This is a genomic window from Geobacillus subterraneus (assembly GCF_001618685.1).
In the GTDB taxonomy this organism is placed as follows: domain Bacteria; phylum Bacillota; class Bacilli; order Bacillales; family Anoxybacillaceae; genus Geobacillus; species Geobacillus subterraneus.
This window is the reverse complement of sequence record NZ_CP014342.1, coordinates 1,799,283-1,824,570: the sequence shown is the minus strand read 5'-3', so window position 1 is coordinate 1,824,570 and position 25,288 is coordinate 1,799,283. Positions and strand designations below refer to the sequence as shown.

Genomic DNA, 25,288 nt, shown 5'->3' with positions numbered 1-25,288 from the left:
CTACGATGGCTATAGCGGCGGAAAAAGTGGGGGCTGTGATAAGTGACAAACATATGCTAAACTAGAAAGAAAAAGGAGCATTCCCGTTAGGAGCTTTTCCGGGGACTTGATCAAAAAAAGCCCTCTTGGTATGATACAGGGGTGTCAACCACATCACTCACCATACCAAGGAGGACTTCAGATGAATTGTACACAAAACTATAAAATTGATCAAGTAACCGAACAAACGCTTGTCGTGGGTATTGATATCGCGAAACGAACCCACTACGCCTGCTTCGTGGATGACCGGGGGCGCGTGCTTCGCAAATCGTTCCCGATCTTCCAGTCGAAAGAGGGGTTTCAACAGCTGTATAAAGCGATTCAGGGGGCGATGCAAGCGTTCGGGAAGTCAGAGGTGATCGTCGCCGTGGAGCCGACCGGGCACTACTGGTTGAACCTGGCCTACTTCCTCGAGGAGCACGGGATCCCGTTGGTCATGGTCAACCCGGCGCATGTGTGCCGGTCGAAAGAACTTGATGACAACCTGCCGACGAAACACGACGCCAAAGACGCCCTGGTCATTGCCAGACTGGCAAAAGACGGACGATTCCTCGTTCCCCGGCTGCTGCACGAGATTGAAGCCGATTTGCGCGTGGGGAGCACGCTCAAAGAGAAGCTCCGCAAGGAACAGACGGCGGTGAAAAACGCGATCGTCCGCTGGACGGATCGGTATTTTCCAGAGTTTTGGACCGTGTTTCGTGACTTGGGGAAAACGGCGCTTTCGGTGTTGGAGTGGACGCCGCTTCCGGCTGATATGGCCGGCCGGACGGTGGAGGAGCTTCTTGAGGTGTACCGGCAAAGCGAAGGGATGAAATGCCCGCAGAAGGCCAAAATTCAGGCGTTGATCAACACCGCGAAGGACTCGATTGGGGTGACGGAAGGGACAGCGATGGCCCGGTTTGAGATCGCCGCGCTCGTCCGCCGATACCGCCAATTGGAGGCGGAGATCGCTGCACTGGACGCCGAGTTGAAGGCATTGGTTCAAACGACGATGGAGTACCAATGGTTGAAAACGGTCGACGGGTTGGGAGACGCCACGATCATCGATCTGCTGGCGGAGATCGGCAGCTTCGCCCATTATCGGGACCCGCGCCAATTGGTGAAGTTGGCGGGCCTGACGCTCAAGGAGAACTCCTCCGGCCAGCGCAAAGGGCAAAAGCACATCTCCAAACGGGGACGGAAACGGTTGCGCTCGGTGCTGTTTCGGGCGATGATTCCGCTGATTCGGCATAACGAGGCGTTTCGCGAGCTGCATGAGTATTATACGACCCGATCCGTCAATCCGCTGACCGGAAAGCAGTCCATCGTCGCCTTGTGCCGGAAGCTGTTGAATGTGCTGTTTGCGATTTGTACGAAGAAACAAGCGTTTGACGCGGAGCGAATGAAACAGGACGTCTTGTCCCAGGTGCAACGGGCGGCCTAAGGCCTCCCCCCTGCGAACGGAAGAATCGTTGGACAACGAGATGACACCGGAGAAGCTGGCGTGATTTCATCCATTCGACCTTGAGTCCCTAAAGGAGCTTGGCCGGCCTCCGCCTGATGACGAGACCGAACGAGGGAATGTTGGCGCGAAGACGCCCGGAGACATGGGAGGGTTCGTCCTCATCAGCGACGCGGAGATCCAAAGGGTGCATCGAATATGCTTCCCCCCGCGGCAGGAAAATATAACCAGCCGTGGCCGCGAAGCGCACCCTAGGTCTGTAAGATATCCACAAAACTGAAAAAGGATGTAAGGGATTTTGTCGAAAAATATTTTTTGGACACCCCTGAGAGGCCGAAAAGCCTTGATAGATCAACATTTCTAGAGGGAGGGGAATCGTGATGAATCAATCGACTGTTTACCGCCCGCACAGCCCGGTCGCCAAGCTGGCGGTTTCATTTCTCGCGGCTTTGGCCGTTGCGACTGCAGGTCTGTACGCCGGGCAATGGGTGCCGGCCGGCCTTTATTTACCGCTTTATGCGCTTGAACTGATTTTGCTTTTGGTGATGATTTTCGCCCGCCGCAAAAAAGCGGTCGGCTATCCGCTCATGTTTGCGTTTATGCTCGTCTCGGGCGCGACGCTCTATCCGCTCATCGGCTATTACATTTCCATCATTGGCGCCGCGGCGGTGTTCAAAGCGTTTGCCCTAGCGGTTGTCTCGTTTACGGGTGTTGCCATTTATGCGGCGAGAACGAAAGAAGATTTTTCGTTCCTCGGCGGATTTTTGATGCTTGGCGCGTTTGCGCTCCTTGGCCTATTGATCATTCAATGGTTCATCCCGTTCTCGAGCGTCGGGCAAATGGGAGTGGCGGCGCTAGGGATTTTGATTTTCCTTGGCTTTACGATTTACGACATCAACCGCTTGGCCCGCTACGGCTTTACGGAAGCGGACATTCCGATGATTGTCGTCAATATTTACCTTGATTTCATCAACTTGTTTGTCTACATTTTGCGTTTTTTCGCCAGCGATGAAGATTGAGCGCCAAAAAAGGGCTGCTTCCCAAAGGAGCAGCCCTTTTTCCGTGATGGTGTCATTAAAGCGGCAAATCGCGTTTGGAAAAAGTGACAATCCCCGCTGTGTAGCTGATAACGCCGATTGCCAATAGCAGACAGGATGGGAGCCATTCCGCTTGACCTTGAGCGATGGCTCCAGGCTCGAAAGCGGCAAAGATCGATCCATATCGGAGCCATTCCGCTTTTTCAGTCAGTTTGCCGATGAGATCCAAGCTGTAAAACAGAACGGTGGCTCCGCCCGATAACGACAGTGCTCGTTTTTCGTCATTGGCTACGGCGCAAAAGAAAAATGAATAGCCGCTAATGGCGAAAAAGAGAAGAAAGCCACTGACATTGATTGCGAGAAATCGTTTTTGGTGCAGAGCATCATTCGTGACTAGCCATGCATCGGCAGCAAAGCCGGCCGCTGCGGAGGTGAGAATGATGGCTGCTAGTCCAGTGAGCAGCACGAGCGCTTGGGTGAAGGCGATGGTCTGCCGGGAATTCGGCGTCGCAAGCAAATATGCCATCGAACCGCGGTCGATGGGCCGAGCCAGCAGTTGATTGGCAGCGGTAACGCAATAAATGGACCCGAGCAAAAGAAACAGCAATCCGTAATATTCTCCGGCGATGAATTCAAGCAAATTGCCCATACCGGTGATGTTGAACGCTTTTAGAAACCCGCTTGGCAGCTGCTGTAAATAATGATTAATGATTTTCGAGTCGGCCAACGATGGATAAAGGGCAGCCACCAGTGCGATGTAAAAGGCAGATCCGGCCGAATAGCCAATGATCGTTTTTGTCTGTGCTTTGAGCATTTGTTTGTATAAGGAGACATTCATTGTTCATCCCTCCGGTGGTCATAGTAATGCATAAAAATATCTTCTAGGCTTTGTGTGCGGAGATCGAGACTTTGCACTTGGTATTGGGCCAGCTCGCGAATGAAGGCATTGTAGTTTCCTTGCACCGCGATGCAAACGCGGCGGCCGTCATGGTGGATGACCTCGAGCGGCGAGGAAAGCAATTGGGCAACCTCCTCTTCACGAGACAACATGACATCGAACAGTTTCCGCTGCATCGATTGCAATTCATGAACATCGTTGACCGCCATCAAGCGGCCGTCTTTCATGATCGCCACCCGGTCGCATGTCCGCTCGATTTCAGGGAAGATGTGCGAAGATAAAAAGATGGTTTTTCCTTTCTGTTTTTCTTCGCGAAGGAGATCGATAAACGTTTGCTGCATCAGCGGGTCGAGGCCGGATGTTGGTTCATCGAGAATGATCACTTCGGGATTATGCATGAGAGCGGCGACAAGGCCGACTTTTTGTTTTGTTCCTTTGGACATTTTCCGGATCGGGAGGCGGGTGTCTAATTGCAACCGTTCAATTAGTTCATCACGATAGCGTGTCGTTTTCATTCGCCGCATCCCGGCGAGCAGGTCAAGCAGTTCCATTCCGGTCATTCCTTCGGGAAAAGCGATTTCACCCGGTAAATAGCCGACCAATGCCTTCACGCGGACGGACTCTCGCCAACAGTCGAATCCATAGATGAAAGCGCGTCCTTTCGTCGGTTTCAGAAATCCAAGCAAGTGCCGGATCGTTGTTGATTTTCCCGCGCCGTTCGGCCCTAAAAATCCGAATACTTCGCCTTGGTGGACGGTGAAGGTGACATCAAAAATGCCCCGACCGTTCGGAAAGACTTTCGTTAACTGTTGCAATTCGATCATGACATGATCTCCCCTAGAGATAAATTTTGAAATATTTATATAAAAACATTTCATTCCTATTATATTTTAAAATTTAAGTGTTTATCAATTAATTTTGTAATTTTTATTTCTATTTTATTAAAATTAAGGGTAGAATGAAGAAAATAAAAGAAAAGCGAGACGGAAGGTGGTTTTTGATGAATGGATTTACCAGGCGGACGGAACAAAAAAAACAGGCGATCAAGCAAACGGTGTTGGAGTTGCTGCGGACGAGCGATCCGCGCGGGATGACGATCCAAATGATCGCCAAGCAGGCTAACGTGTCGCCAGTGACGATTTACAATTATTTCGGGAGCAAGGAACATCTCGTCCGCGAAACGCTTATCGATTATATGATCCGCCAGGTGGAAGAATACGAAGCCTTTTTAAAAGAAGACCGCTCATTTGCAGAAAAAGTGAAATATATCATTTTTCAAAAGAAAAAAGTGTTGGGAGAAATCCAAGTTGACCTCATTCATCGCCTTATAAAGGAGGATGATGAATTTCGCCATTCGGTCGATGTGCTTTACGAAACGCGGGTGCTGCCGCTGGTGATCGAAATGATTCGCGAAGCCCAAGAAAAGGGAGAGATTGCCCCGTACTTATCCATTGATACGCTGCTTTTGTATTTGAACTTATGGCGCGACGTGTCAGAGAAAATCCCTGTTTCTTTGTACAGCGAACGGCTGATTGATGAGCTGCTCCTTCTGTTTTTTTACGGTGTGAAAGGGGAGACGCGGTGAGGCAGGAATCGACAGAGGGTAAGGAGAATAACAAAAAGAACAAAAGGGGGAAAGGAGTCACAGGATGAAATTTGCCGTCAATGTGTCAACGATTTTTACTGAAGTGCCGTTTCTTGCTCGATTCGCGAAGGCGAAGCAGCACGGGTTTTCGCTTGTGGAGTGCCAGTTCCCGTATGCGGCGGCGCCGGAAGCGATGGCTGACGAGTTGGGAGAGCACGGGTTGTCGCTCGTGTTGATCAATTTGCCGGCTGGCGATTGGGAAAAGGGAGAGCGCGGACTCGCGATTTTCCCCGACCGTCATGATGAATTCCGCCGCGCTCTTGAGGACGGTGTGCGTTATGCGCTAAAGCTTGGCGTGCCGCATCTTCATTGCATGGCCGGGATCGTGCCGAAGGAGATGCCGCGCGAGCGGGCGAAGGAAACGTATATGCACCGCATCGACGAAGCGGCTGCCGCGCTTGCGGTTCATGGGCTGACGCTGATGCTTGAACCGATCAATCCGTTCGATATGCCCGGCTACTTTTTAACGGACATTGCGGAAGCAGCGGCGATCATCCGCGATCTCGGCCGGCCGAACATCAAGCTGCAGTATGACATCTATCATATGGCGCGGCTTGGCTTCGATGTGGCGGCCACGTTTGCTGCTTACGAGCCGCTCATTGCCCATGTTCAATTCGCCGATGCCCCCGGGCGGCATGAGCCGGGGACGGGGGCGCTGCCGTATGGCGACATTTTTTCGTTTTTGCAGGAGCGCGGTTACAGCGGGGCGGTCGGGCTCGAGTACATCCCGGCGCGGGAAAGCAGCGAGAGCTTTGCCTGGTATGAAGCATATCGCATGAGAGGAGGTGCAGGACGATGACGAATGTCGGCTTTATCGGGTTGGGCGTGATGGGCTCGCGCATGGCCAGACGCCTGGTGGAAGCGGGATTCAATGTCACGGTGTACAACCGTACGCCAGAAAAAGCGGTTCCGCTTGTCAACCTTGGCGCCCGACAGGCGGCGACAGTGGCAGAACTGGCCGGCGGGGCGGAGGTCATTTGCACATGCTTATCGATGCCGGATGATGTCATCAATGTGTATACAGGGGAAGGCGGCATTCTCGATGCGGCCCGTCCGGGAGCGGTTTGCCTCGATTTTACGACCGTCGGCCCAAAGACGAGCCGGCTTGTGGCCGAATGGGCCCGTCAGCGCGGCGTCTCCTATTTGGATGCGCCGGTCAGCGGCGGGCCGGAAGGGGCGGAACAAGGGACGCTCACGATGATGGTCGGTGGCGATCAAGCAGCATGGGAGCGGGTACGGCCACTTCTGAGCGTGTTAGGAAAAACAGTCGAATATTTAGGGGAAAGCGGCGCCGGCAGTGCGGCGAAAATACTCAATCAATATTTAGTTGCCGTCCATTCCGTCGCCGCGGCGGAAGCGATGGCCGCCGGCGTCGCTTACGGGCTCGACGCCGGGAAGCTGTATCGGCTGCTAAAAGAAAGCTACGGAGACAGCCGGATGCTGCGCCGCCATATGGAGCAGTTCGTGCTGCCGCGTCAATTCGCGCCTGGCGGGGCGGTGAAGTATGTACATAAAGATGTGCGCTTGGCGAATGCGTTCATGAACGAAATCGGCATCAATCGCTGCCTCGGAGCCGAGGCTGAAGAAACGTTTGCGGCGGCGATGGACGCTGGCCTCGCTGATTTGGATATGTCCGCGGTCATCCAACTGTTCGAGCGGCGAGTCGGGGTGACGGTAAAAGAGACGGAATGAACAAAATGATATGGAAATTCAAAAAATTCATTGAAAAAATGGGTCATCAATGATTTAATAGAGGTAGCGGCACCTCCTGCAGGAGGTGAATTTGGCTGAAACGTTGAGCGCGTTTCGCTTTTTTTAAAAATTAAAAAAGAAACGTTGTTTCCTATCGCGAAACAAAGGAGGGGCGACAATGCTCTCGTTGACATGGCTCGATGAGTTAAGCGCTTTCTTGCGTCCAGAACAAATCAAAACAAATGAATCTCCTCACCCGCTTGGCAATAGCGGCGCGGTGACCGTTTACCCGCAGACGGAAGAAGACATCTCCGCGGTGCTCCGTTATGCCGACCATCATGGCAAAAAAGTCGTCGTCACGGGCCGCGGCACGAAACGAGGGTTTGGCGGGCAGCGGGAACAGGCAGATATTTTGCTGTCTTTGGAAAACTATGCCGGCATTGTCGAACACGCGGCCGCCGACATGACCGTCACCGTGAAAGCGGGAACGGTGTTCGGTGATTTGCAGCGCGCGCTTGCCCCGCACCGGCAAAAAGTAGCGTTAGATCCGTTCTGGCCGGATGAAGCGACGATCGGCGGAGTGATTGCCGCGAACGACAGCGGGCCGAAGCGGCTTGGCTACGGATCGGCGCGCGATTCGGTCATCGGGCTGCGCAGCGTGTATCCGGACGGCACGGTCATCCGCTCCGGCGGCAAAGTAGTGAAAAACGTCGCTGGCTATGACATGAACAAACTGTTTATCGGGGCGATGGGGACGCTTGGCGTGCTGAGCGAGATCACGCTGAAGCTCCGGCCGCTCGCGAAATATGAAAGCGTTGTTTTGTTATCGTTCCCAAGCGGCGATGTTCACGAGATTCGCTCGTTCGCCGTTTCGTTCCTTGATACGATGATGGAGCCGGTTTGTTTTGAACTGCTCAACCCGGCGCTTGCCGAGCGGTTGACGGGACGTCCTGTCTATACGCTCGCGATCGGGTTTGAAGACGTGGAAAAGGCCGTCCATTATCAAGAGCAGTGGGTGGAACGCCTCTGTCCGAGGACGGCTGCGATGGCCATTTTAGCCGGTGAGAAGGTGGAAGCTTTTTGGCGGATGTTTTACACGATCGCGCCGAACGGGCGTCTGACAACCGTGGGGGACAGCGTGGAAGCGGCAGTGAAAATCGGCGTCGTTAACTTGGACGTGCTCTCGATCTTGCGGGAAAGCGCGTTAATCGCTGATCGCTGCCACGTTCAAGTCGAAGCGCACGGCGGATTGGGCCATGGGCTTTGTCAGGCGTATGTGCGCGGCAGTAAAGAGGGGGTCGCCGCCGCCATTGAGGAGTTGCGCCAAACAGCGGTCCGCTTGGGCGGCTATGCGGTCGTCAAGCATTTGCCGTTTTCACTGCGCCAGCGCATTGATGTCTGGGGCGGAAAGCCATCATACTTTTTCTTGCTTGAGGGCATCAAACGGAAAGTCGATCCAAACAAAACGGTCAACGATCAGCGCTTTATTGGGGGGATTTAACGATGAGCACAGTGATGAATGAGCGGGCGGACAGCCCGGCGTGTGCGACCGCGAGCCTCGGCAACTATCGTTTTCACGATTTGCCGGACCCGAGCAAGTGGGCTGATTGCGTTCATTGCGGCATGTGTTTAGAATCATGCCCGACGTACGAACAGACGGGTGAAGAACAGCACTCTCCGCGCGGCCGCGTTCATTTGATGAAGTCGGTCGGCGAAGGGAAGCTTGAGTTGACGCCTGATTTGCTCGATCCGATTTTTACGTGCTTGGATTGCCGTGCCTGCACGACGGCTTGCCCGGCTGATGTCGATGTCGGCGGGCTCATTGAACAAGTGCGCGGTCAGCTCCGCCAAGCGGTGCCGCTCACGGGCTGGAAGGCGTTTGTCAGCGACTTTTTCTTAAAAGGGGTGTTCCCGCACCCGTCGCGCCTTGATTGGTTTGGCCGCCTGTTGAAGCTATACCAAAAAAGCGGGCTGCAGACGGTGGCGCGTAAGACCGGGGTGCTGCGGGTCATGCCGGACCATTTGGCTGAGATGGAGGCCATTTTGCCGGAAGTCGGCACGCCGGTACGGAAAAAGTATAAGCGTGAGCCGCTGATTAAGGCCAAAGGGGAAACGAAGCGGACGGTCGCGATCTTGACCGGCTGCGTGATGGACGTGATGTTCTCCGACATTAACGAGGCGACGATCCGCGTGTTGACGCGTAACGGCAACGATGTCGTCATCGTGCCGAACCAGACGTGTTGCGGGGCGCTTCATGTTCATGCCGGCGACCGCGAAACGGGGCGGAAGCTCGCCAAGCAAAACATTGAGGCGTTTCAAGAGGTCGACCATGTCATTGTCAACGCCGCCGGTTGCGGCGCGATGTTGAAGGAATATCCGGAGTTGTTCCGGCATGATCCAACATGGCATGAAAAAGCGGAACAGTTTGCCGCCAAAGTCGAGGATGTGTCCAAATTTTTGCATGACACGGGTTTCAAGCCGCCGAAGGCAGAACTGAACGTGCGCCTCACGTACCATGATGCGTGCCATTTAGCCCACGGTCAAGGCATCCGCCAGGAGCCGCGCGCTGTGATCAACAGCATTCCGGGCGTGGAAATGGTCGCCATGCCGAACGCCGACCGCTGCTGCGGCAGCGCAGGGATTTACAACATCACCCACCCGGAAATGGCGCAAGCGGTGCTGGAGAGCAAAATGCAAAACGTGCCGCAAGATGTGGAACTCATCTCGATGGGCAACCCGGGTTGCATGCTGCAAATGGCGCTTGGCGTCATGAAACACGGGCGGAACCAAAAAATCGTCCATACGGTGCAGCTGCTTGATTGGGCATACCAAAAAGAGGAAGGGAAGGACGTGCGCATATGAGAAAACGGCCCATTGCAACGAACGACCCGCACATTCGGGCGCTCGCCCGCATTGTCGGCGAAACGGCGATTTTGTACCGCAAGGAAGACTTGATCGCCTATGACTGCGACGGCTTTACCGTCCATCGCCATTTGCCGAAGGCAGTCGTATTCCCAAACAGCGCCGAGGAAGTGGCGGCGGTCGTCAAATATTGCCATGAGCACGAACTGCCGTTTCTCGCCCGCGGCGCCGGCACGGGGTTAAGCGGCGGGGCGATTCCGCTAAACGGCGAAGTCGTCATCAGCCTAACGCGGATGAAGCGGCTGTTGCACGTCGATCTCGAAAACCGGCGCGCCGTCGTCGAGCCGGGGTTTGTCAACTTGAAGTTGACGAACTCGGTCGCCCACCGCGGCTATTACTATGCGCCCGATCCGTCAAGCCAATACTGCTGCACGATCGGCGGCAACGTCGCGGAAAACGCCGGCGGCGCCCATTGCTTGAAATATGGGGTGACGACGAACCATATTTTGGGGCTTGAAGTCGTCCTGCCGAACGGCGAAGTGATTGAAATCGGCGCAAACGGCGTCCCCGACCCGCCCGGCTACGATTTGCTCGGGTTGTTGACCGGATCGGAGGGGACGCTTGGCATCGTGACGAAAATTACCGTCCGTCTGCTGAAAAATCCCGAGGCCAAACAGACGGTGCTCGCCTATTTTGACGAAGTGGAAGATGCGAGCCAGACCGTTTCCGACATCATTTCCGCTGGAATCGTGCCGGCGGCGCTGGAGATGATGGACCAGACGGCCATCGAGGCGGTTGAAGCGGCCGCGTTTCCAGTCGGCCATCCGAAAGACATCGCCGCGCTGTTGCTCATTGAAGTGGACGGCATTTCCGCCGGGATTGACGAGCAAATCGACGATATTTTAACGATTTGCCGCCGCCACCATGTGCGCGAAGTGAAAGTCGCCCAGTCAGAGGAAGAGCGGGCCCGCTGGTGGGCGAACCGGAAAACCGGCTTTGGCGCCATGGGGGCGATTTCGCCTGACTATTTAGTGCAAGATGGCGTCATTCCGCGCAGCCGTCTGCCGGAAGTGCTGCGGGAAATCGCCGATATCAGCCGCAAGTATGGACTGAGAATCGCAAACATTTTCCACGCCGGCGACGGCAATTTGCACCCGCTTGTGCTGTTTGATGCGAGCAAGCCTGGGGAGACGGAGCGGGCGCTTGCCGCCGGAAGCGAATGCCTCAAGGCGTGCGCGGCGGTCGGCGGATCAATTACAGGGGAACATGGCGTTGGCATTGAGAAAAAAGAAGAGATGCGCTTCATTTTCACTGATGAGGAAATTTTGGCGCAAACGGCAATCCGCGACGTGTTTAACCCGAAAAACTTGCTCAACGCCGGCAAGCTGTTCCCGACGCCGGGACGTTGTGTAGAGACAAAGATGCCGTCGACAGTGAAATGAAAATTTTTTGAAAACGATTGCCAGTCATTTCGTTTCATGGTATCATCTTTTTAGAGAAATTGAGAAACGATGTTTCGTAATAAGAAACAAGAGAGGGGAAGAGAATAATGGGCGAATACGTACAAAAAGGGAACATCCAAGTCGCCAAAGTGTTGTACGACTTTGTCAACGAGGAGCTTCTGCCGAACAGCGGGTTGGATCAAGACAAGTTTTGGAGCGATTTCGGCGCGCTCATTTCCGACTTGACGCCGCGCAACAAAGAATTGCTCGCCCGCCGCGACGAAATTCAAGAAAAATTGAATGAGTGGCATAAAGCGCATCGCGGCCGCTTTGATTTTAACGAATATAAAGCGTTTTTGACAGACATCGGCTATTTGGAGCCGGAAGTCGAGGACTTTGAGATTACGACCGACAATGTCGATGATGAAATTGCCGTGCAAGCCGGGCCGCAGCTCGTCGTTCCGTTGACGAACGCCCGCTATGCATTAAACGCTGCCAACGCCCGCTGGGGCAGCTTGTATGATGCGTTGTATGGCACGGACGCCATCAGTGAAGAAGACGGCGCCGAGCGCGGTTCATCGTATAACCCGGTTCGCGGAGCGAAAGTCATCGCCTACGGGCGGCAGTTTTTAGATGAAGCGGTGCCGCTGGCGCAATATTCCCATAAAGACGCTGTCCAGTACGCCATTGTTGACGGGCAGCTTGTCGTGACGACAGAAGGCGGGGCGACAACAGGGCTGAAAGAGCCGGAAACATTCGTCGGCTTCCAAGGCGACCCGCAACATCCGACAGCGGTGTTGCTGAAGAACAATGGCCTTCACATTGAAATTCAAATCGACCGCGAGCATGCGGTCGGAAAAACGGATCAAGCCGGGGTCAAAGACATTGTCCTAGAAGCGGCCGTGACGACGATTATGGACGGCGAAGATTCGGTCGCAGCTGTCGATGCCGAGGATAAAGTGGTCGTGTACCGCAACTTGTTTGGTTTGATAAAAGGTGATTTGACAGCGACGTTTGAGAAAAACGGGAAACTGTTGACGCGTGCCTTGAATCCGGACCGCGTATATAAAACGCCGGATGGCGGAGAGCTTGTGCTGCCGGGCCGCTCGCTCATGTTTGTGCGCAACGTCGGCCATCTGATGACAAACAACGCCATTTTGGATGCGAACGGCGAAGAAGTGCATGAAGGGATCATCGATGCGGTGATTACAAGCTTGATTATGAAACATTCGCTGATCGGCAACACGCGTTACTTGAACTCGCGCAAAGGTTCGATTTACATCGTCAAGCCGAAAATGCACGGATCGGCGGAAGTGGCGTTTGCCAACGAGCTGTTTGACCGCGTCGAAGATATGCTCGGCCTCAAGCGGAATACGATTAAAATCGGTGTCATGGATGAGGAGCGGCGGACGTCGCTCAACTTGAAAAACTGCATTTACCAAGTGCGCGACCGCATCATTTTTATCAACACCGGCTTCCTCGACCGGACCGGAGACGAAATTCATACGTCGATGGAAGCGGGGCCGATGCTGCGCAAAAACGAGATGAAATCATCGACTTGGCTGCAGGCGTATGAAAAATCGAACGTCGCCGTTGGGCTTGCCGCCGGCTTCCGCGGCCGGGCGCAAATCGGCAAAGGAATGTGGGCGATGCCGGATTTGATGGCAGAAATGCTGAAGCAAAAAGGAGCGCAGCTCAAAGCAGGCGCCAATACGGCATGGGTGCCGTCGCCGACAGCCGCCACGCTCCATGCGCTCCATTACCATCAGGTGAACGTTGCCGCTGTACAAAACGAGCTGGCTAACGGCCGGAACGATTACCGCGATGACATTTTGCAAATTCCGGTCGTCAACAACCCGCAATGGACGGCGGACGAAATCCAAGAAGAGCTCGACAACAACTGCCAAAGCATTTTAGGTTATGTCGTCCGCTGGATTGACCAAGGGATCGGCTGCTCGAAAGTGCCGGACATCCATAACATCGGACTGATGGAAGACCGGGCGACGCTCCGCATTTCGAGCCAAATTCTCGCCAACTGGCTCCACCACGGCATTTGCACGAAAGAGCAAGTGCTCGAGACGCTGAAGCGAATGGCGAAAGTCGTCGATGAACAAAACGCCGGCGATCCGAACTACCGGCCGATGGCGCCAAACTATGATGATTCGGTGGCATTCCAAGCGGCATGCGATCTCATCTTCCTCGGCTATGAACAGCCAAACGGCTATACGGAGCCGATTTTGCACCGCCGCCGCCATGAGGCGAAAGCGAAGTTTGCCGCCGTTCAGCAATAAGCGACTTGTCGCTCCGGAACAGGGGCTGAGTGCCCTTGTTCCTTCCTACTCATAACAATCAGAAAATTCTAAAAATAATCGGAAAGGAGGCAGCTCCTAGTTGCTACTGGCCGGCTGCAGAACGCGAAGCAGCACAAAGGCGGCATCGATGGGACGAGGTTAGTAGCTAGGGATCGGCTATGGAAAATTTGCGGGAACGAGCATTGTTTGTCCATCGACAGGCAAAAGGAAAACTGTCGGTTGAAGTGAAAGTGCCGGTCGTGAATGCGAATGATTTAAGTGTTATTTATTCGCCGGGAGTGGCCGAACCGTGCAAAGAAATTTATGCCAACGAAGATGAGATGTATGATTATACGATGAAAGGCAATTTCGTCGCCGTTGTTTCAAACGGCACGGCGGTGCTCGGGCTCGGTAACATCGGTGCGCGGGCAGCGCTTCCGGTGATGGAAGGGAAAGCTGCCTTGTTTAAAGCGTTCGCCGGCATTGATGCGGTGCCGATCTGCTTGGACACCGAAGATCCGGAACAAATCATCCAAACCGTCAAGCTGCTCGAGCCAACATTTGGCGGCATCAATTTGGAAGATATTGCCGCTCCTGCCTGTTTTGTCATTGAAGAGCGGCTGCGCCAAGAAATGGCGATCCCAGTGTTTCACGATGATCAGCACGGCACGGCGATCGTCGTCGCCGCTGGGTTGACGAACGCCTTAAAAGTCGTCGGCAAACGGCTCGCCGATTGCCGGGTCGTCATCAACGGCGCCGGCGCTGCCGGGGTGGCGATCGCCAAGCTGCTGTTGACGATCGGGGTCGGTGACCTCATTGTTTGTGACACAAAAGGGGCGATTTATGAAGGGCGCCCACACGGGATGAATGCCATGAAAGAGGAATTGGCGAAACAAACGAATCAGCGCCGCGTCTCTGGAATGCTTGAAGAGGTCATTTCAGGAGCCGATGTGTTTATCGGCGTCTCGGTTGCCGGCGCGCTGACGCCGGCGATGGTTCGGTCGATGAACCGGGGAGCGATCGTATTCGCTTTGGCCAATCCGGTGCCGGAAATCATGCCGGATGAGGCAAAAGCAGCTGGGGCTGCCATCGTGGCGACCGGCCGATCAGACTTGCCGAACCAAGTGAACAATGTGCTGGCGTTCCCGGGCATTTTCCGCGGTGCGCTCGATGTGCGGGCGACGCAAATTAACGAGGCGATGAAAATTGCCGCTGCTGAGGCCATCGCCGGACTCATTCAGCCGGAAGAACTGACCGAGGAGTACGTCATTCCGAACCCGTTCGACCAGCGCGTTGTGTCGGCGGTCGCTTCTGCTGTTGCCGGCGCTGCCATTGAGACCGGGGTGGCCCGAAACAAGGAGAAGTATGAAAGAAAAAATCGTGTAAGAGAGGGGTAACTGTCAATGAAGTTTGCCCGTTTTATCGCCGAGGGCGCCATTCGCGCCGGTGTAGTGAGCGGCGAAGTCATCCGTGAAATTGAAGGCGACATGTTTGCTGCTTGGGATTATACCGGAAACGTATTCCGCTGCGACGGCGTTTCGTTCGTAGCGCCGCTTGTGCCGCGCCATGTAATCGGCATTGGCGCCAACTATGTGGCGGCGCGCGAACAGCTGCCGGCTGAACTGCCGGACATTCCCGTTTTTTTCTTTAAACCGTCTTCATCGGTGATCGGTCCGGAAGCGGATATTGTCATTCCGAACGGAATCAGCGAAGTGAAATTTGAATCCGAGCTGGCTGTCGTCATCGGCAAAGAGGCAAAACAAGTGAGCGAGGACGACGTATGGGCGTACATTTTTGGCTATACGGTCGCCAACGACGTTACTGCGCCGCAATTTTTCCACCCGGATGGCCATTGGACGGTTGGAAAATCGTTCGATACGTTCACGCCGCTCGGTCCGGTTATTGAAACGGAACTCGATCCGCGGTCGGTGGCGGTCAAAGCGCGGGTCAATGGCGAGGAAAAACAAAACAGCCCGACCGAGCTGATGATTATTTCGATCAGCAAAATGATTTCGTATTTATCGTATGTAATGACGCTGCAGCCGGGTGATGTCATTTTAACAGGAAGCCCGGTCGGCGCTGAGTTCGTCGGTCCGGGAACAGTCATTGAGTGCGAAGTCGATGGCATCGGCACGCTCCGCAATACGTTCGTCGCCGCGAAAGCGCCGGCTGTTTCCACTCAACAAAGATAACGTGCTATGTTCCGATGTTTAGAAGCGGCGTGCCCCGGCCTAACGCCCGACGTTATACACTGTGTCTGCAGCGGCGCCTGCAAACGCCCGGCCGTTCGTGTATAATGGCGAGCGGGGAGAACAAATCGAGGTGAACAGAATGGAAAGAGAAAATATCGTCAAATCCGTCAGCCGGGCGCTTCAAATTATTGACATCGTCAGTGCGAAAAAAGATGGACTGGGCGTCACGGAAATCGCTAAACAAATGGACATTAACAAAAGTTCAGTGTACCGCATCTTAACGACGCTCGCCCAATACGGCTATATCGAGCAACATCCGGAAACAGAGCGGTATAAGCTGGGATACAAGTTTTTGGAAATTAGCTCGAAGCTGCTTGATTCGATCGATTTGCGCCAGGAAGCGCGGCCATATTTGCGCCAGCTTGAAAAAGAAACGAACGAAGTTGTCCATCTTGTCGTTTATGACCAAGGGGAAGTCATTTACATTGAAAAATTGGAAGGAACAGAAACGCTGCGCATGCATTCGAAAGTCGGCAAGCGGGCGCCGATGCATTGTACGGCGGTCGGCAAGGCGATTTTAGCTTATTTGCCGCCGGCAGTCGCTGCAAAAATTATTGACCGGAAAGGGTTGCCAAAGCATACCGATTTGACGATCACCGACCGCGAGGCGTTTTTCCGCGAGCTCGACACCGTCCGGCAAAACGGATATGCGCTCGATTTAGAAGAAAATGAATACGGCATCCGTTGTGTGGCTGTGCCGATTTTTGATTACACCGGCAGCGTCGTTGCCGCTGTCAGCGTTTCCGGCCCAACGATCCGTATGACGGACGACCGCATCGCCGGACTCGCTGTGCGCATGCGCCAGATCGGCAAAGAACTCTCCGCGCGGCTTGGCCATCGGCCGGCCCATTCCGTCCAGCTGTAACAGTTGGGCGGTTTTTTTCGTGCAAACAGGCGAACGATGCATGTAAAATAGAAACGAGGTGACTTGCGACGTGAAAAAACAGACGCTTTCCGAATGGATCGAACAGCTCCGCCAAGACCCGAATGTTGCGTATTGGCATGAAATCGAACCGAAAGAAGCCGATACCGTCCCGTTTCCGGCCGAACTCGATGCGCGGCTGCGCGCGGCACTTGAAGCGCGCGGCATCGCCTCGCTTTATACGCACCAGGCGGCGGCGTACGAGGCGGTGCAGCGCGGACAAAACATCGTGGCGGTAACGCCGACCGCTTCTGGAAAAACGCTTTGCTACAATTTGCCTGTTCTTCAGGCGATCGCCAAAGCGCCGGAGAGCCGCGCCCTTTACTTATTTCCGACGAAGGCGCTCGCCCAAGATCAAAAAAATGAATTGAATGAAATGATCACTGAGATGGGCGTGCCGATTTACAGCTATACATATGACGGCGATACAGCGCCGGCGCTGCGGCAAAAAATCCGCCAAGCCGGCCATATTGTCATCACGAATCCGGATATGCTCCACACGGCGATTTTGCCGCATCATACGAAATGGGTTTCACTGTTTGAACAGCTGCGCTACGTCATCATCGATGAACTGCATACGTATCGCGGCGTGTTCGGCAGCCATGTGGCCAACGTCATCCGCCGCTTAAAACGGATATGCGCATTTTATGGCAGCTCCCCTACATTTATTTGTACGTCGGCAACGATCGCCAATCCGCAAGAGCTGGCCGAGCGGCTGACGGGCGAGCCGATGACGCTCATTGACAACAACGGGGCGCCGCGCGGACGGAAACATATCGTATTTTACAACCCGCCGGTCGTCGAGCGGGCGATGAACGTCCGCCAAAGCGCGACAAAAACGGCGGTGGAACTAGCGCGGCAGCTGCTTGTCAATCGCATCCCGACGATTGTCTTCGCCCGCAGCCGCGTCCGTGCTGAACTCATTTTGAGCCATTTGCAAGCGGCGGTGAAGGAACGAATCGGGGAAACGACGATTCGCGGCTATCGCGGCGGCTATTTGCCAAACGAACGGCGCGCCATTGAAAAAGGGCTGCGCAGCGGGGATATTATCGGCGTCGTCAGTACGAACGCGCTCGAGCTCGGCGTCGATATCGGCCAGCTGCAGGCGTGCATTTTGACCGGCTATCCGGGAACGATCGCCAGCACGTGGCAGCAAGCAGGGCGCGCCGGACGGCGTCATGGCGACTCGCTCGTCATCATGGTTGCCAGCTCGAGCCCGCTCGATCAATACATCGTCTCCCATCCGGAATACGTTTTCGCCCGTTCACCGGAGACAGCCCGCATCAATCCGGACAATATGCTCATTCTCGTCGATCATCTGAAATGTGCGGCGTATGAGCTTCCGTTTCGGCGCGGCGAGACGTTCGGCGGCGTTGAGATCGAAGACGTGCTCGATTTTTTGGTCGACCAAGGAGTGCTTCACGAACGGGCCGGGCGCTGGCATTGGATGAGCGACGCCTTTCCGGCGCAAAACATCAGCTTGCGCTCGGCGGCGCAGGAGAACGTGGTGATCATCGATATTTCGAATATCGCGCGCCACCGCGTCATCGGCGAAATGGACCGCTTCAGCGCGATGACTTTGCTCCATGAAGAAGCGATTTATTTGCACGAAGGAACGCAATATCAAGTCGAAAAACTTGATTGGGAAGAGAAAAAAGCGTACGTCCGCCAAGTTGATGTCGAATATTTTACCGATGCCAATTTGGCCGTCCAGCTTGATGTATTGTCTGATGACCGGAGCGAAGAGCGGGGGCTGATGGCGGTGCACTACGGCGATGTATCCGTCCGGGCAATGGCGACGATATTTAAAAAGCTGAAACTGTCGACGTTTGAAAACATCGGCTCAGGACCGATCCACCTCCCGGAAGAAACGCTTCATACGTCAGCAGCATGGTTTGAATGGAAGGAAGTTCCATCAAGGGTTTCCCCGGCATTGTTTGAACAGCTGCTTGTCGGCATCGCCAACGTGCTTGGCCATCTTGTTCCCATCTTTGTCATGTGCGACCGTTCGGACGTTCATGTCGTCCCGCAGCTGAAGGCGCCGCACTCCGGGCGGCCGACGATTTTTCTTTATGACCGCTATCCGGGCGGCATCGGCTTATCGGAAGCTGTATTTGAACGGTATGAGGAAATGCTCGAAAACGTAAAGGAATGGGTGAAGCGCTGCCCGTGCACCGACGGCTGCCCATCATGCATCGGCGTTTCTGAGACGGCAGGGCGGCCGGTGAAACGAGAGCTTATTCAGTTTTTGACCGAACAGCTTGCAGGGGGTTCGCCTGTTTCGCCTCGCTCCTGCGAAGAATGATGAGCGCCGCCGGGCTTGAATGTTTTTTAAGCGGAGAAAAATGGGCCGGTTTTACGCGTTCGCACGCAACAATAGAAGGGAGCGAACGGAAAGGAGGGCGATCGGACAAATGAAACCGAAGTTATCGCAATGGAAAGAGCTGCTTGCCGCCCGGCATAAAAGGAAAACGGAAAGCGAAGAAAGTAAAGGAGAAGCGGGCGAACGTGAGGCGACAGATGTGCCGTTTGCTGACGTTTGGCGCGAATACGGGGTTAAGCCGTATTGGTTTGCCGGTGATTATTGCCTCATCCGGGAGACGGTGCACCCGCTTGATTACGAGCGCGGCCGCTACCGGCTCGGGGCGCTGTATGACGTGCACCGGCGCTGGCAGGAAGCAGCGTTTTCCCATCCGCTCTCGTGCCGCGGGTTTTCTGTTGGCGACTTATTCTTTTTTGATACGGAAACGATGGGGCTCTCAAGCGGAGCGGGAACCGTCATGTTTTTGCTCGGCCATGCCCGCGTCCTTGATGATCGGGTCATCGTCCGCCAGCACGTGTTGCCGCATCCGGGGGCGGAGGTGGCGCTGTATCAAAGCTTTTTATCGGATGTCGACTATACGACGCTCGTGACGTATAATGGAAAAGCGTTTGACTGGCCGCGGCTGAAAACGCGCCATACCCTTGTCCGCGATCTAGTGCCGAAACTGCCGGCGTTTGGTCATTTTGATTTGTATCACGCCGCCCGCCGCTTATGGAAAGACAAGCTCGATTCGCTTCGCCTAGCGGAGGTGGAGCGGCATATTCTTCATATCGAGCGGGATGATGATGTCCCCGGCTTTTTAGCGCCGATGATTTATCAAGAATTTTTGCAAACACCTCATCCGGAGCGGCTCATGCCGGTATTGCGCCATAACGAGCATGACGTGTTGTCGCTCATTGTGCTCTACGTTCATTTATCGATGCAGCTGCTTGAAGCGGCGCAGCTCTCTGATCCGAGGGAACAGCTGGCCGCCGCCCGTTGGTTCGAAGCGGTCGGGGAAACAGCGGCCGCTCGGTGCGTGTATGAACAAGCGAGCGGCAAAGAAGCAAAGGAGGCGGAGGCGGCGAAATGGCAGTTGTCGCTTTTACACCGGAGAGAAAAACGTTACGAAGAGGCGGCTGCCATTTGGCGCGACTTATTCGATCATGGGAGCGGCCTTTGGAAGGTGAAGGCCGGTCTTGAGCTTTCGAAAGCATATGAGCACCATTTCCGCAATGCGGCTGAAGCGCACCGCTATGCCGCTATGGCGTATGAAGCATGGCGGTCGCTTGCTGAGGCGAGCCGGCAAGGCATAGAGGAGGAACAGGAATGGCGCAAGCGGCTCGAGCGGCTGGCGCGCAAGAAGAATGGGGTGGGGAAATGAAACGCTCATTTCCCTGGCAAGCGCAAAATGTGACAGAAAAATGAAAAATTGTGCCTTTTTGCTGCGAATCTTGTAGAAAAAACAAAAAATGTGTACAATGGCATCGGAATGAACGAAAACGATGGCAGGGAGAAGAGCACAATGCGGAGCATGTACAAAAAAATTTTGTACCTCTTTTTTATTGTTGTCGGCTTGACGTTTGTCGTGTTCAATTATGTGTATTAACGCGGCGGCCTCTGAACGTTTTCCTAAGTGCAGCTATGGCGGGGCCGGGCTATGCAGCGCTCCGGGCCGCAAGGTGGGGGAATAGATGCGGTGCGGCTGTACAACAGGCATAAAATGGGTATCTATACTAGTACGAGTCCGTCCTGTTCATCATAGGCTAGTATTGTCAATCAACAGCCTAGACGATGAAAGGAGAAGGATGTCATGCATTGCCCACCATATGTGACGGCGCCGATCGTCCATCCGCCTCGATGCTGTGTCCAACACCATTTCCAAGCAACGATTGTGCCGCATATTCATCCGTCGCACACAACGCACGTTTATCATCATTTGTATGAGCATCGTCATTATTTCCCGCACACGGAATCGGCCGTTGCTCAGGCCGCCAGCCGGCACTTGTACTGTCCGGGACCGATGCCGCCGTTTCCGGTTGGCTACTAGACGTGAAAACAGAAGCCGCTTTGTCGGCTTCTGTTTTTTTGCGGTGGACAGCTGGCGCTGCCGGCCGCGCCGTCCTAGCGAGGAAACGGTTTTCCGGTGCAGGCAGAAAGTCCCGTCAGGCTGTCCGCTCCCGCGGCTTAGGCAAGGTAAACGTCAATTGACAACCGGCGTAATTTCTGAAAAAATAAAGGAAAGATGATTGTTGAATGCGGATTGAGGTGAAAAGCCATGTCAGCCAATCAGGTGAAACTGACGCCGAAAGACATTTTGGAAAAAGAATTTAAAGTAAGCATGCGGGGGTATAACCAAGACGAAGTGGATCAATTTTTGGACATCGTCATTAAAGATTACGAGGCGTTTCAGCAAGAGATTGACGAGCTGCGCCAAGAAAATGCCCGGCTGAGGCGGCAAGTCGAGGAGCTGCAAAAGCGGCCGGCCACACCGGCAGGGACGACGAACTACGATATTTTGCAGCGCCTTTCCAACTTGGAAAAACATGTGTTTGGCCGAAAACTGTATGAATAGGCGGCTGGGCGAACAAGGTCGGTATATACAAGTTCCAAATTTTTTCTCTTGATCTCATTCGGAAAATCGACTATACTGTAAGATGCTTGCAGCGTTAATCATGTTCGGGTAATCGCTGCGGCCGATTTTGGCCGTAGAGGAAAGTCCATGCTCGCACGGTGCTGAGATGCCCGTAGTGTTCGTGCCTAGCGAATCCATAAGCTAGGGCAGTCTGGCTTCGGCTGGGCTGACGGCGGGGAAAGAACCTACGTCCGGATGCGGATATGGTTCGATTACCCTGAAAGTGCCACAGTGACGGAGCTCTAAGGGAAACCTTAGAGGTGGAACGCGGTAAACCCCACGAGCGAGAAACCCAAATGATGGTAGGGGCACCTTCCCGAAGGAAATGAACGGAGGGAAGGACAGGCGGCACATGCTGCCTGTAGATAGATGATTACCGCCGGAGTACGAGGCGCAAAGCCGCTGGCAGTACGAAGGTACAGAACATGGCTTACAGAACATGATTAACGTGGTGATGGAAGCGTGAAAAGCCCTCCTGCATGAAGGAGGGCTTTTCGTGTGCGTGGTTTTCACAGCTAAATGGATATAATGGAAGTATGTGCAATTAACGGAGATACATACCGTTTGCGAGGGGGAACAGAATGAAATCATTTTCCATCATCGCCACAGCCGCGATGGGGCTCGAGTCAGTTGTGGCCGAAGAAGTGCGCCGGCTCGGCTACGAATGTCAAGTGGAGAACGGCAAAGTGACGTTCGAAGGCGATGCGCTCGCCATTTGCCGCGCCAACCTTTGGCTGCGCGCTGCCGACCGTGTAAAGCTGAAGGTTGGTGAGTTTCGAGCGACAACGTTTGAGGAACTGTTTGAACAAACGAAGGCGCTGCCGTGGGCCGATTATTTGCCGAAAGACGCGGAGTTTCCGGTCATCGGGAAATCGGTGAAGTCGGCGTTGTTTAGCGTTTCCGACTGCCAAGCCATCGTCAAAAAAGCAATCGTCGAACGTTTAAAAGAGCGCTACCGTCTATCATGGTTCCCGGAAACCGGCCCGCTTTACCGCGTTGAAGTGGCCCTTCATAAAGATATTGCCACATTGACGATCGACACAAGCGGCGTCGGGCTGCATAAGCGCGGGTACCGCGCCCGCCAAGGGGAAGCGCCGCTTCGGGAAACGCTTGCCGCCGCGTTAGTGCTGCTCACGAACTGGACGCCGGATCGCCCGTTTGTCGATCCGTTTTGCGGTTCGGGCACGATCGCCATCGAGGCGGCGCTCATCGGCCAAAACATTGCTCCAGGGTTTAACCGCGATTTCGTTTCCGAGCAATGGCCGTGGATCGGGGAGTGCGCATGGGAGAAGGCGCGCCAAGAAGTGGAAGATATGGCGCGCTATGATGAGCTGCTCGATATTTGCGGGATTGACCTCGACCCGCAGATGGTGGAAATGGCTAGGGCGAATGCGGCCGAAGCGGGGTTGGCCGATCTCATTTCTTTTCAAACGGGACGGGCGGAACAGTTTCGGACAGACAAATCGTACGGAGTGATTGTCAGCAACCCGCCATACGGCGAACGGCTCGGCGAACAGCGGGAAGTCGAAGCCCTTTACCGTGCCATCGGCCGCGCCTTTGCCGCCTTAGACACATGGTCAGTGTACATTTTAACCGCCCATCGCGGCTTTGAAGCCCATTACGGGCGTCCGGCAACGAAGCGGCGCAAGCTGTTTAACGGTTTCATTGAGACGCATTACTATCAATATTGGGGGCCGCGGCCGCCGCGTCGAGGCTAGAAGTTGACTTCTCGATGGCCATCCATCATAATATTGTCTTGTTACTAGATATTGTCTTGTTACTAGAAGTAAGGCGCGCAACAGTGTGGTTGCGCGCTTATGTATGATGATGCCGGGGGAGTTTATGCCAATTGGAGGGGTGGCGGCGATGAGCCATAATCGTTATCCGTTTCTATTAGAAAAAAACGAAAACTTTTTTGATAAGCTGAGCCAGTGGATCGGCGATGTCTTTTACGATATTTTGCCGGAGGCCGGCTTTGAGCTGCGCGATGAGCAAATTTATATGGCGTTCCAGCTCGAGCGCGCATTTCGCGAGAAAAAGGTGATGTTCGCTGAAGCCGGAGTCGGCACAGGGAAGACGATCGTCTACTTGCTATATGCGATTTGCTATGCCCGCTATACCGGCAAGCCGGCTATCATCGCCTGCGCGGACGAGACGCTTATTGAGCAGCTCGTGAAAAAAGAAGGCGATATCGCCAAACTGTCCGATGTACTCGGGCTGCATATCGATGTCCGGCTGGCGAAATCGCCGGATCAATATTTATGTTTAAATAAGCTCGAAGAAGCGACTACATATGACGATGACGATATCGAGCTATATGAACGAATTTATGACGAGCTCCCAGCTTTCGTCCATGACAATAAAACAATGCAGTCATTTTATCGCTACGGCGATCGGAAAGAATACGCTCATTTAACGGACGAACAATGGAAAAAAATCGCCTGGGACCCGTTTCAAGATTGCTTTACGTGCGAAAAGCGCCACCGCTGCGGCCAGACGCTTTGGCGCGACTATTATCGGAAGGCCGCCGATTTGATCGTCTGTTCGCACGACTTTTATATGGAACATGTATGGACGTATGAGGCGCGTAAGCGGGAAGGGCAGCTGCCGCTCTTGCCTGAGGCGAGCTGCGTCGTGTTTGACGAGGGACACTTGCTTGAGTTTGCCGCGCAAAAGGCGCTTACGTACCGGATGAAGGAAACGACGCTTGAGATGTTGCTGACACGGCTTCTCGAAAACGATATTCGCGAAGAGCTCGCCTATTTAATTGAAGAAACCATCGAGACGAGCGGACGCTTTTTTGCCGAGCTGAAAGCGTGCGCGAAAGACGTCCCCGGCTCGAACCGGAAAGAAATTTCGCCGTCGCTGAAGCTCGAGCAATGGGCGGAGCGGCTGCGCGACCAAGTCGTTACAATCGGCAACGAGCTCGTGTTTGAAAGCGAAACGTATACGATTGACCATTATCAGCTCAATATCGTTGATGAATACTTAGACCAAATTCATTATTTGCTCGATTTGTTTTTAACGAGCGCCGATGCCATCGCATGGCTCGAGTCGTCGCGCCAAGAGGCGACGCTGGTCGTCATGCCGCGCACCGTGCAGGAAGTGCTGCGCGAAAAAGTGTTCGCGAAGCGCATGCCGTTTATCTTCTCATCGGCGACGCTATCGAACGGCAAGTCGTTCCAATATATGGCCGACAGCTTAGGCATTGATGAATATTTATCGTTCAGTGTGCCATCGCCGTTCGACTATGACGAACAAATGACGGTTTACATGCCGACGTTTCGCGCCGATGAGACGCTGTTTGCTGAAAAATACGCCTATGCGCTTGAAAAATTGCGTGAAACGGGCGGGCGGGCGCTCATCTTGTTCCCGACGCGCGAGGAATTGCTTCAGTTCAAAGAAATGGCAGCGGGCGAACCGTTTTCGTTTTTGTTTGAAGGTGATCGCGAGATAAGCGATTTAGTCGCCGAGTTCCAGCGCACCGAAGAGACGGTGCTTTGTTCGGAACATTTATGGGAAGGGCTGGACATTCCGGGACCGTCGCTGTCCAACGTCATCATTTGGTCGCTGCCGTACCCGCCGAATGATCCGGTGTTTCAGGCGAAGCGGAAGGCATACAGCGATTCGTTTTGGGACGTCGATGTGCCGTATATGCTTCTCCGTCTCCGCCAAGGGGTTGGACGGCTCATCCGCACGCGCGACGATCGCGGCATCGTCTCCATTTTTGTCACCGACCAGGAAGACAAGCAGGTGATCGCTGCGATCAAAGACGTCTTGCCGACGTCCGTGAGGGAAGAATAGCATTCTTCCCTCTTTTTTTGCCCCAA

At 54.2% G+C, this 25,288-nt stretch carries 20 protein-coding genes and 1 other RNA gene; 19 read left to right on the top strand and 2 right to left on the bottom strand.

The genetic code is table 11. The annotated features are described in order from the left end of the window. The first annotated feature begins 181 nt into the window (after positions 1–181). Both GS3922_RS08935 and GS3922_RS08930 read left to right on the top strand, forming a co-directional pair. Positions 182–1,462: an IS110 family RNA-guided transposase gene (locus GS3922_RS08935; RefSeq protein WP_012749092.1), complete on the top strand. Its 1,281-nt coding sequence runs from the start codon at positions 182–184 to the stop codon at positions 1,460–1,462. 398 nt (positions 1,463–1,860) lie between these two features. After that, a complete protein-coding gene (locus GS3922_RS08930; RefSeq protein ID WP_063166059.1) occupies positions 1,861–2,499 on the top strand; it encodes a Bax inhibitor-1/YccA family protein in 639 nt (212 codons plus the stop codon). A gap of 55 nt (positions 2,500–2,554) precedes the next feature. On the opposite strand, the gene GS3922_RS08925 is transcribed toward GS3922_RS08930, so the two are convergent. Further along, positions 2,555–3,355 (bottom strand): ABC transporter permease subunit, encoded by an 801-nt coding sequence (locus tag GS3922_RS08925; protein WP_063166058.1) that lies wholly within the window; start codon positions 3,353–3,355, stop codon positions 2,555–2,557. After that, positions 3,352–4,239 (bottom strand): ABC transporter ATP-binding protein, encoded by an 888-nt coding sequence (locus GS3922_RS08920; RefSeq protein ID WP_063166057.1) that lies wholly within the window; start codon positions 4,237–4,239, stop codon positions 3,352–3,354. Before GS3922_RS08920 ends, GS3922_RS08925 begins: the two co-directional genes overlap by 4 nt. Before the next feature lie 176 nt (positions 4,240–4,415). Here GS3922_RS08920 and GS3922_RS08915 point away from each other — a divergent pair, with 176 nt between their 5' ends. From GS3922_RS08915 to GS3922_RS08835, 17 genes are all read left to right on the top strand, one after another. Further along, the gene (locus GS3922_RS08915; RefSeq protein WP_063166056.1) at positions 4,416–5,000 is read left to right on the top strand and encodes a TetR/AcrR family transcriptional regulator; all 585 of its coding nucleotides are present in this window, start codon (positions 4,416–4,418) and stop codon (positions 4,998–5,000) included. A 64-nt stretch (positions 5,001–5,064) separates the two neighbouring features. Beyond that, positions 5,065–5,859 carry a hydroxypyruvate isomerase gene (gene hyi, locus GS3922_RS08910; protein ID WP_063166055.1) on the top strand — a complete coding sequence of 265 codons (795 nt, stop codon included), beginning with the start codon at positions 5,065–5,067 and terminating at the stop codon, positions 5,857–5,859. Then, positions 5,856–6,752 (top strand): NAD(P)-dependent oxidoreductase, encoded by an 897-nt coding sequence (locus GS3922_RS08905; protein ID WP_063166054.1) that lies wholly within the window; start codon positions 5,856–5,858, stop codon positions 6,750–6,752. The genes hyi and GS3922_RS08905 overlap by 4 nt, the downstream gene beginning before the upstream one ends. Positions 6,753–6,930: 178 nt before the next feature. Then, the gene (locus GS3922_RS08900) at positions 6,931–8,253 is read left to right on the top strand and encodes an FAD-binding oxidoreductase (RefSeq protein WP_063166053.1); all 1,323 of its coding nucleotides are present in this window, start codon (positions 6,931–6,933) and stop codon (positions 8,251–8,253) included. A gap of 2 nt (positions 8,254–8,255) precedes the next feature. Then, a complete protein-coding gene (locus GS3922_RS08895; protein ID WP_063166052.1) occupies positions 8,256–9,614 on the top strand; it encodes a (Fe-S)-binding protein in 1,359 nt (452 codons plus the stop codon). Beyond that, on the top strand, positions 9,611–11,056 hold the full coding sequence (locus GS3922_RS08890) for an FAD-linked oxidase C-terminal domain-containing protein (protein ID WP_063166051.1): 1,446 nt from the start codon (positions 9,611–9,613) through the stop codon (positions 11,054–11,056). Before GS3922_RS08895 ends, GS3922_RS08890 begins: the two co-directional genes overlap by 4 nt. Before the next feature lie 107 nt (positions 11,057–11,163). Further along, complete coding sequence (locus GS3922_RS08885) at positions 11,164–13,347, top strand: malate synthase G (RefSeq protein ID WP_063166050.1); 2,184 nt, start codon at positions 11,164–11,166, stop codon at positions 13,345–13,347. 179 nt (positions 13,348–13,526) lie between these two features. Then, complete coding sequence (locus GS3922_RS08880; RefSeq protein WP_063166049.1) at positions 13,527–14,744, top strand: NAD(P)-dependent malic enzyme; 1,218 nt, start codon at positions 13,527–13,529, stop codon at positions 14,742–14,744. A 6-nt stretch (positions 14,745–14,750) separates the two neighbouring features. After that, a complete protein-coding gene (locus tag GS3922_RS08875; protein WP_063166048.1) occupies positions 14,751–15,539 on the top strand; it encodes a fumarylacetoacetate hydrolase family protein in 789 nt (262 codons plus the stop codon). A 139-nt stretch (positions 15,540–15,678) separates the two neighbouring features. Further along, positions 15,679–16,464, top strand: a complete 786-nt coding sequence (locus tag GS3922_RS08870) for an IclR family transcriptional regulator (RefSeq protein ID WP_063166047.1) — start codon at positions 15,679–15,681, stop codon at positions 16,462–16,464. 70 nt (positions 16,465–16,534) lie between these two features. Then, the gene (locus GS3922_RS08865) at positions 16,535–18,826 is read left to right on the top strand and encodes a DEAD/DEAH box helicase (protein ID WP_063166046.1); all 2,292 of its coding nucleotides are present in this window, start codon (positions 16,535–16,537) and stop codon (positions 18,824–18,826) included. A gap of 109 nt (positions 18,827–18,935) precedes the next feature. Continuing rightward, the gene (locus tag GS3922_RS08860; protein WP_063166045.1) at positions 18,936–20,207 is read left to right on the top strand and encodes a ribonuclease H-like domain-containing protein; all 1,272 of its coding nucleotides are present in this window, start codon (positions 18,936–18,938) and stop codon (positions 20,205–20,207) included. A 429-nt stretch (positions 20,208–20,636) separates the two neighbouring features. Beyond that, positions 20,637–20,873 (top strand): CotD family spore coat protein, encoded by a 237-nt coding sequence (locus GS3922_RS08855; protein ID WP_063166044.1) that lies wholly within the window; start codon positions 20,637–20,639, stop codon positions 20,871–20,873. A gap of 228 nt (positions 20,874–21,101) precedes the next feature. After that, entirely contained in the window at positions 21,102–21,398 is a 297-nt protein-coding gene (gpsB, locus tag GS3922_RS08850; protein ID WP_063166043.1) for a cell division regulator GpsB, read from the top strand. A gap of 100 nt (positions 21,399–21,498) precedes the next feature. Next, positions 21,499–21,896: RNase P RNA component class B (rnpB, locus tag GS3922_RS08845), an RNA gene on the top strand. Positions 21,897–22,039: 143 nt separating this feature from the next. Then, positions 22,040–23,176, top strand: coding sequence for a THUMP domain-containing class I SAM-dependent RNA methyltransferase (locus GS3922_RS08840; RefSeq protein WP_063166042.1), 1,137 nt, complete (start codon positions 22,040–22,042; stop codon positions 23,174–23,176). Positions 23,177–23,324: 148 nt separating this feature from the next. Then, complete coding sequence (locus GS3922_RS08835) at positions 23,325–25,262, top strand: ATP-dependent DNA helicase (protein ID WP_063166041.1); 1,938 nt, start codon at positions 23,325–23,327, stop codon at positions 25,260–25,262. The last annotated feature ends 26 nt before the right edge of the window (positions 25,263–25,288 follow it).

Bases quoted from the DNA above. Each gene is read 5' to 3' on its own strand.
- GS3922_RS08890 (WP_063166051.1), top strand. From the start codon at position 9,611: ATGAGAAAACGGCCCATTGCAACGAACGACCCGCACATTCGGGCGCTC.
- GS3922_RS08900 (WP_063166053.1), top strand. From the start codon at position 6,931: ATGCTCTCGTTGACATGGCTCGATGAGTTAAGCGCTTTCTTGCGTCCA.
- GS3922_RS08855 (WP_063166044.1), top strand. From the start codon at position 20,637: ATGCATTGCCCACCATATGTGACGGCGCCGATCGTCCATCCGCCTCGA.
- GS3922_RS08920 (WP_063166057.1), bottom strand. From the start codon at position 4,239: ATGATCGAATTGCAACAGTTAACGAAAGTCTTTCCGAACGGTCGGGGC.
- GS3922_RS08915 (WP_063166056.1), top strand. From the start codon at position 4,416: ATGAATGGATTTACCAGGCGGACGGAACAAAAAAAACAGGCGATCAAG.
- GS3922_RS08905 (WP_063166054.1), top strand. From the start codon at position 5,856: ATGACGAATGTCGGCTTTATCGGGTTGGGCGTGATGGGCTCGCGCATG.
- GS3922_RS08840 (WP_063166042.1), top strand. From the start codon at position 22,040: ATGAAATCATTTTCCATCATCGCCACAGCCGCGATGGGGCTCGAGTCA.
- GS3922_RS08875 (WP_063166048.1), top strand. From the start codon at position 14,751: ATGAAGTTTGCCCGTTTTATCGCCGAGGGCGCCATTCGCGCCGGTGTA.
- GS3922_RS08895 (WP_063166052.1), top strand. From the start codon at position 8,256: ATGAGCACAGTGATGAATGAGCGGGCGGACAGCCCGGCGTGTGCGACC.
- hyi (WP_063166055.1), top strand. From the start codon at position 5,065: ATGAAATTTGCCGTCAATGTGTCAACGATTTTTACTGAAGTGCCGTTT.
- gpsB (WP_063166043.1), top strand. From the start codon at position 21,102: ATGTCAGCCAATCAGGTGAAACTGACGCCGAAAGACATTTTGGAAAAA.
- GS3922_RS08860 (WP_063166045.1), top strand. From the start codon at position 18,936: ATGAAACCGAAGTTATCGCAATGGAAAGAGCTGCTTGCCGCCCGGCAT.
- GS3922_RS08885 (WP_063166050.1), top strand. From the start codon at position 11,164: ATGGGCGAATACGTACAAAAAGGGAACATCCAAGTCGCCAAAGTGTTG.
- GS3922_RS08925 (WP_063166058.1), bottom strand. From the start codon at position 3,355: ATGAATGTCTCCTTATACAAACAAATGCTCAAAGCACAGACAAAAACG.
- GS3922_RS08870 (WP_063166047.1), top strand. From the start codon at position 15,679: ATGGAAAGAGAAAATATCGTCAAATCCGTCAGCCGGGCGCTTCAAATT.
- GS3922_RS08835 (WP_063166041.1), top strand. From the start codon at position 23,325: ATGAGCCATAATCGTTATCCGTTTCTATTAGAAAAAAACGAAAACTTT.
- GS3922_RS08930 (WP_063166059.1), top strand. From the start codon at position 1,861: ATGAATCAATCGACTGTTTACCGCCCGCACAGCCCGGTCGCCAAGCTG.
- GS3922_RS08935 (WP_012749092.1), top strand. From the start codon at position 182: ATGAATTGTACACAAAACTATAAAATTGATCAAGTAACCGAACAAACG.
- GS3922_RS08880 (WP_063166049.1), top strand. From the start codon at position 13,527: ATGGAAAATTTGCGGGAACGAGCATTGTTTGTCCATCGACAGGCAAAA.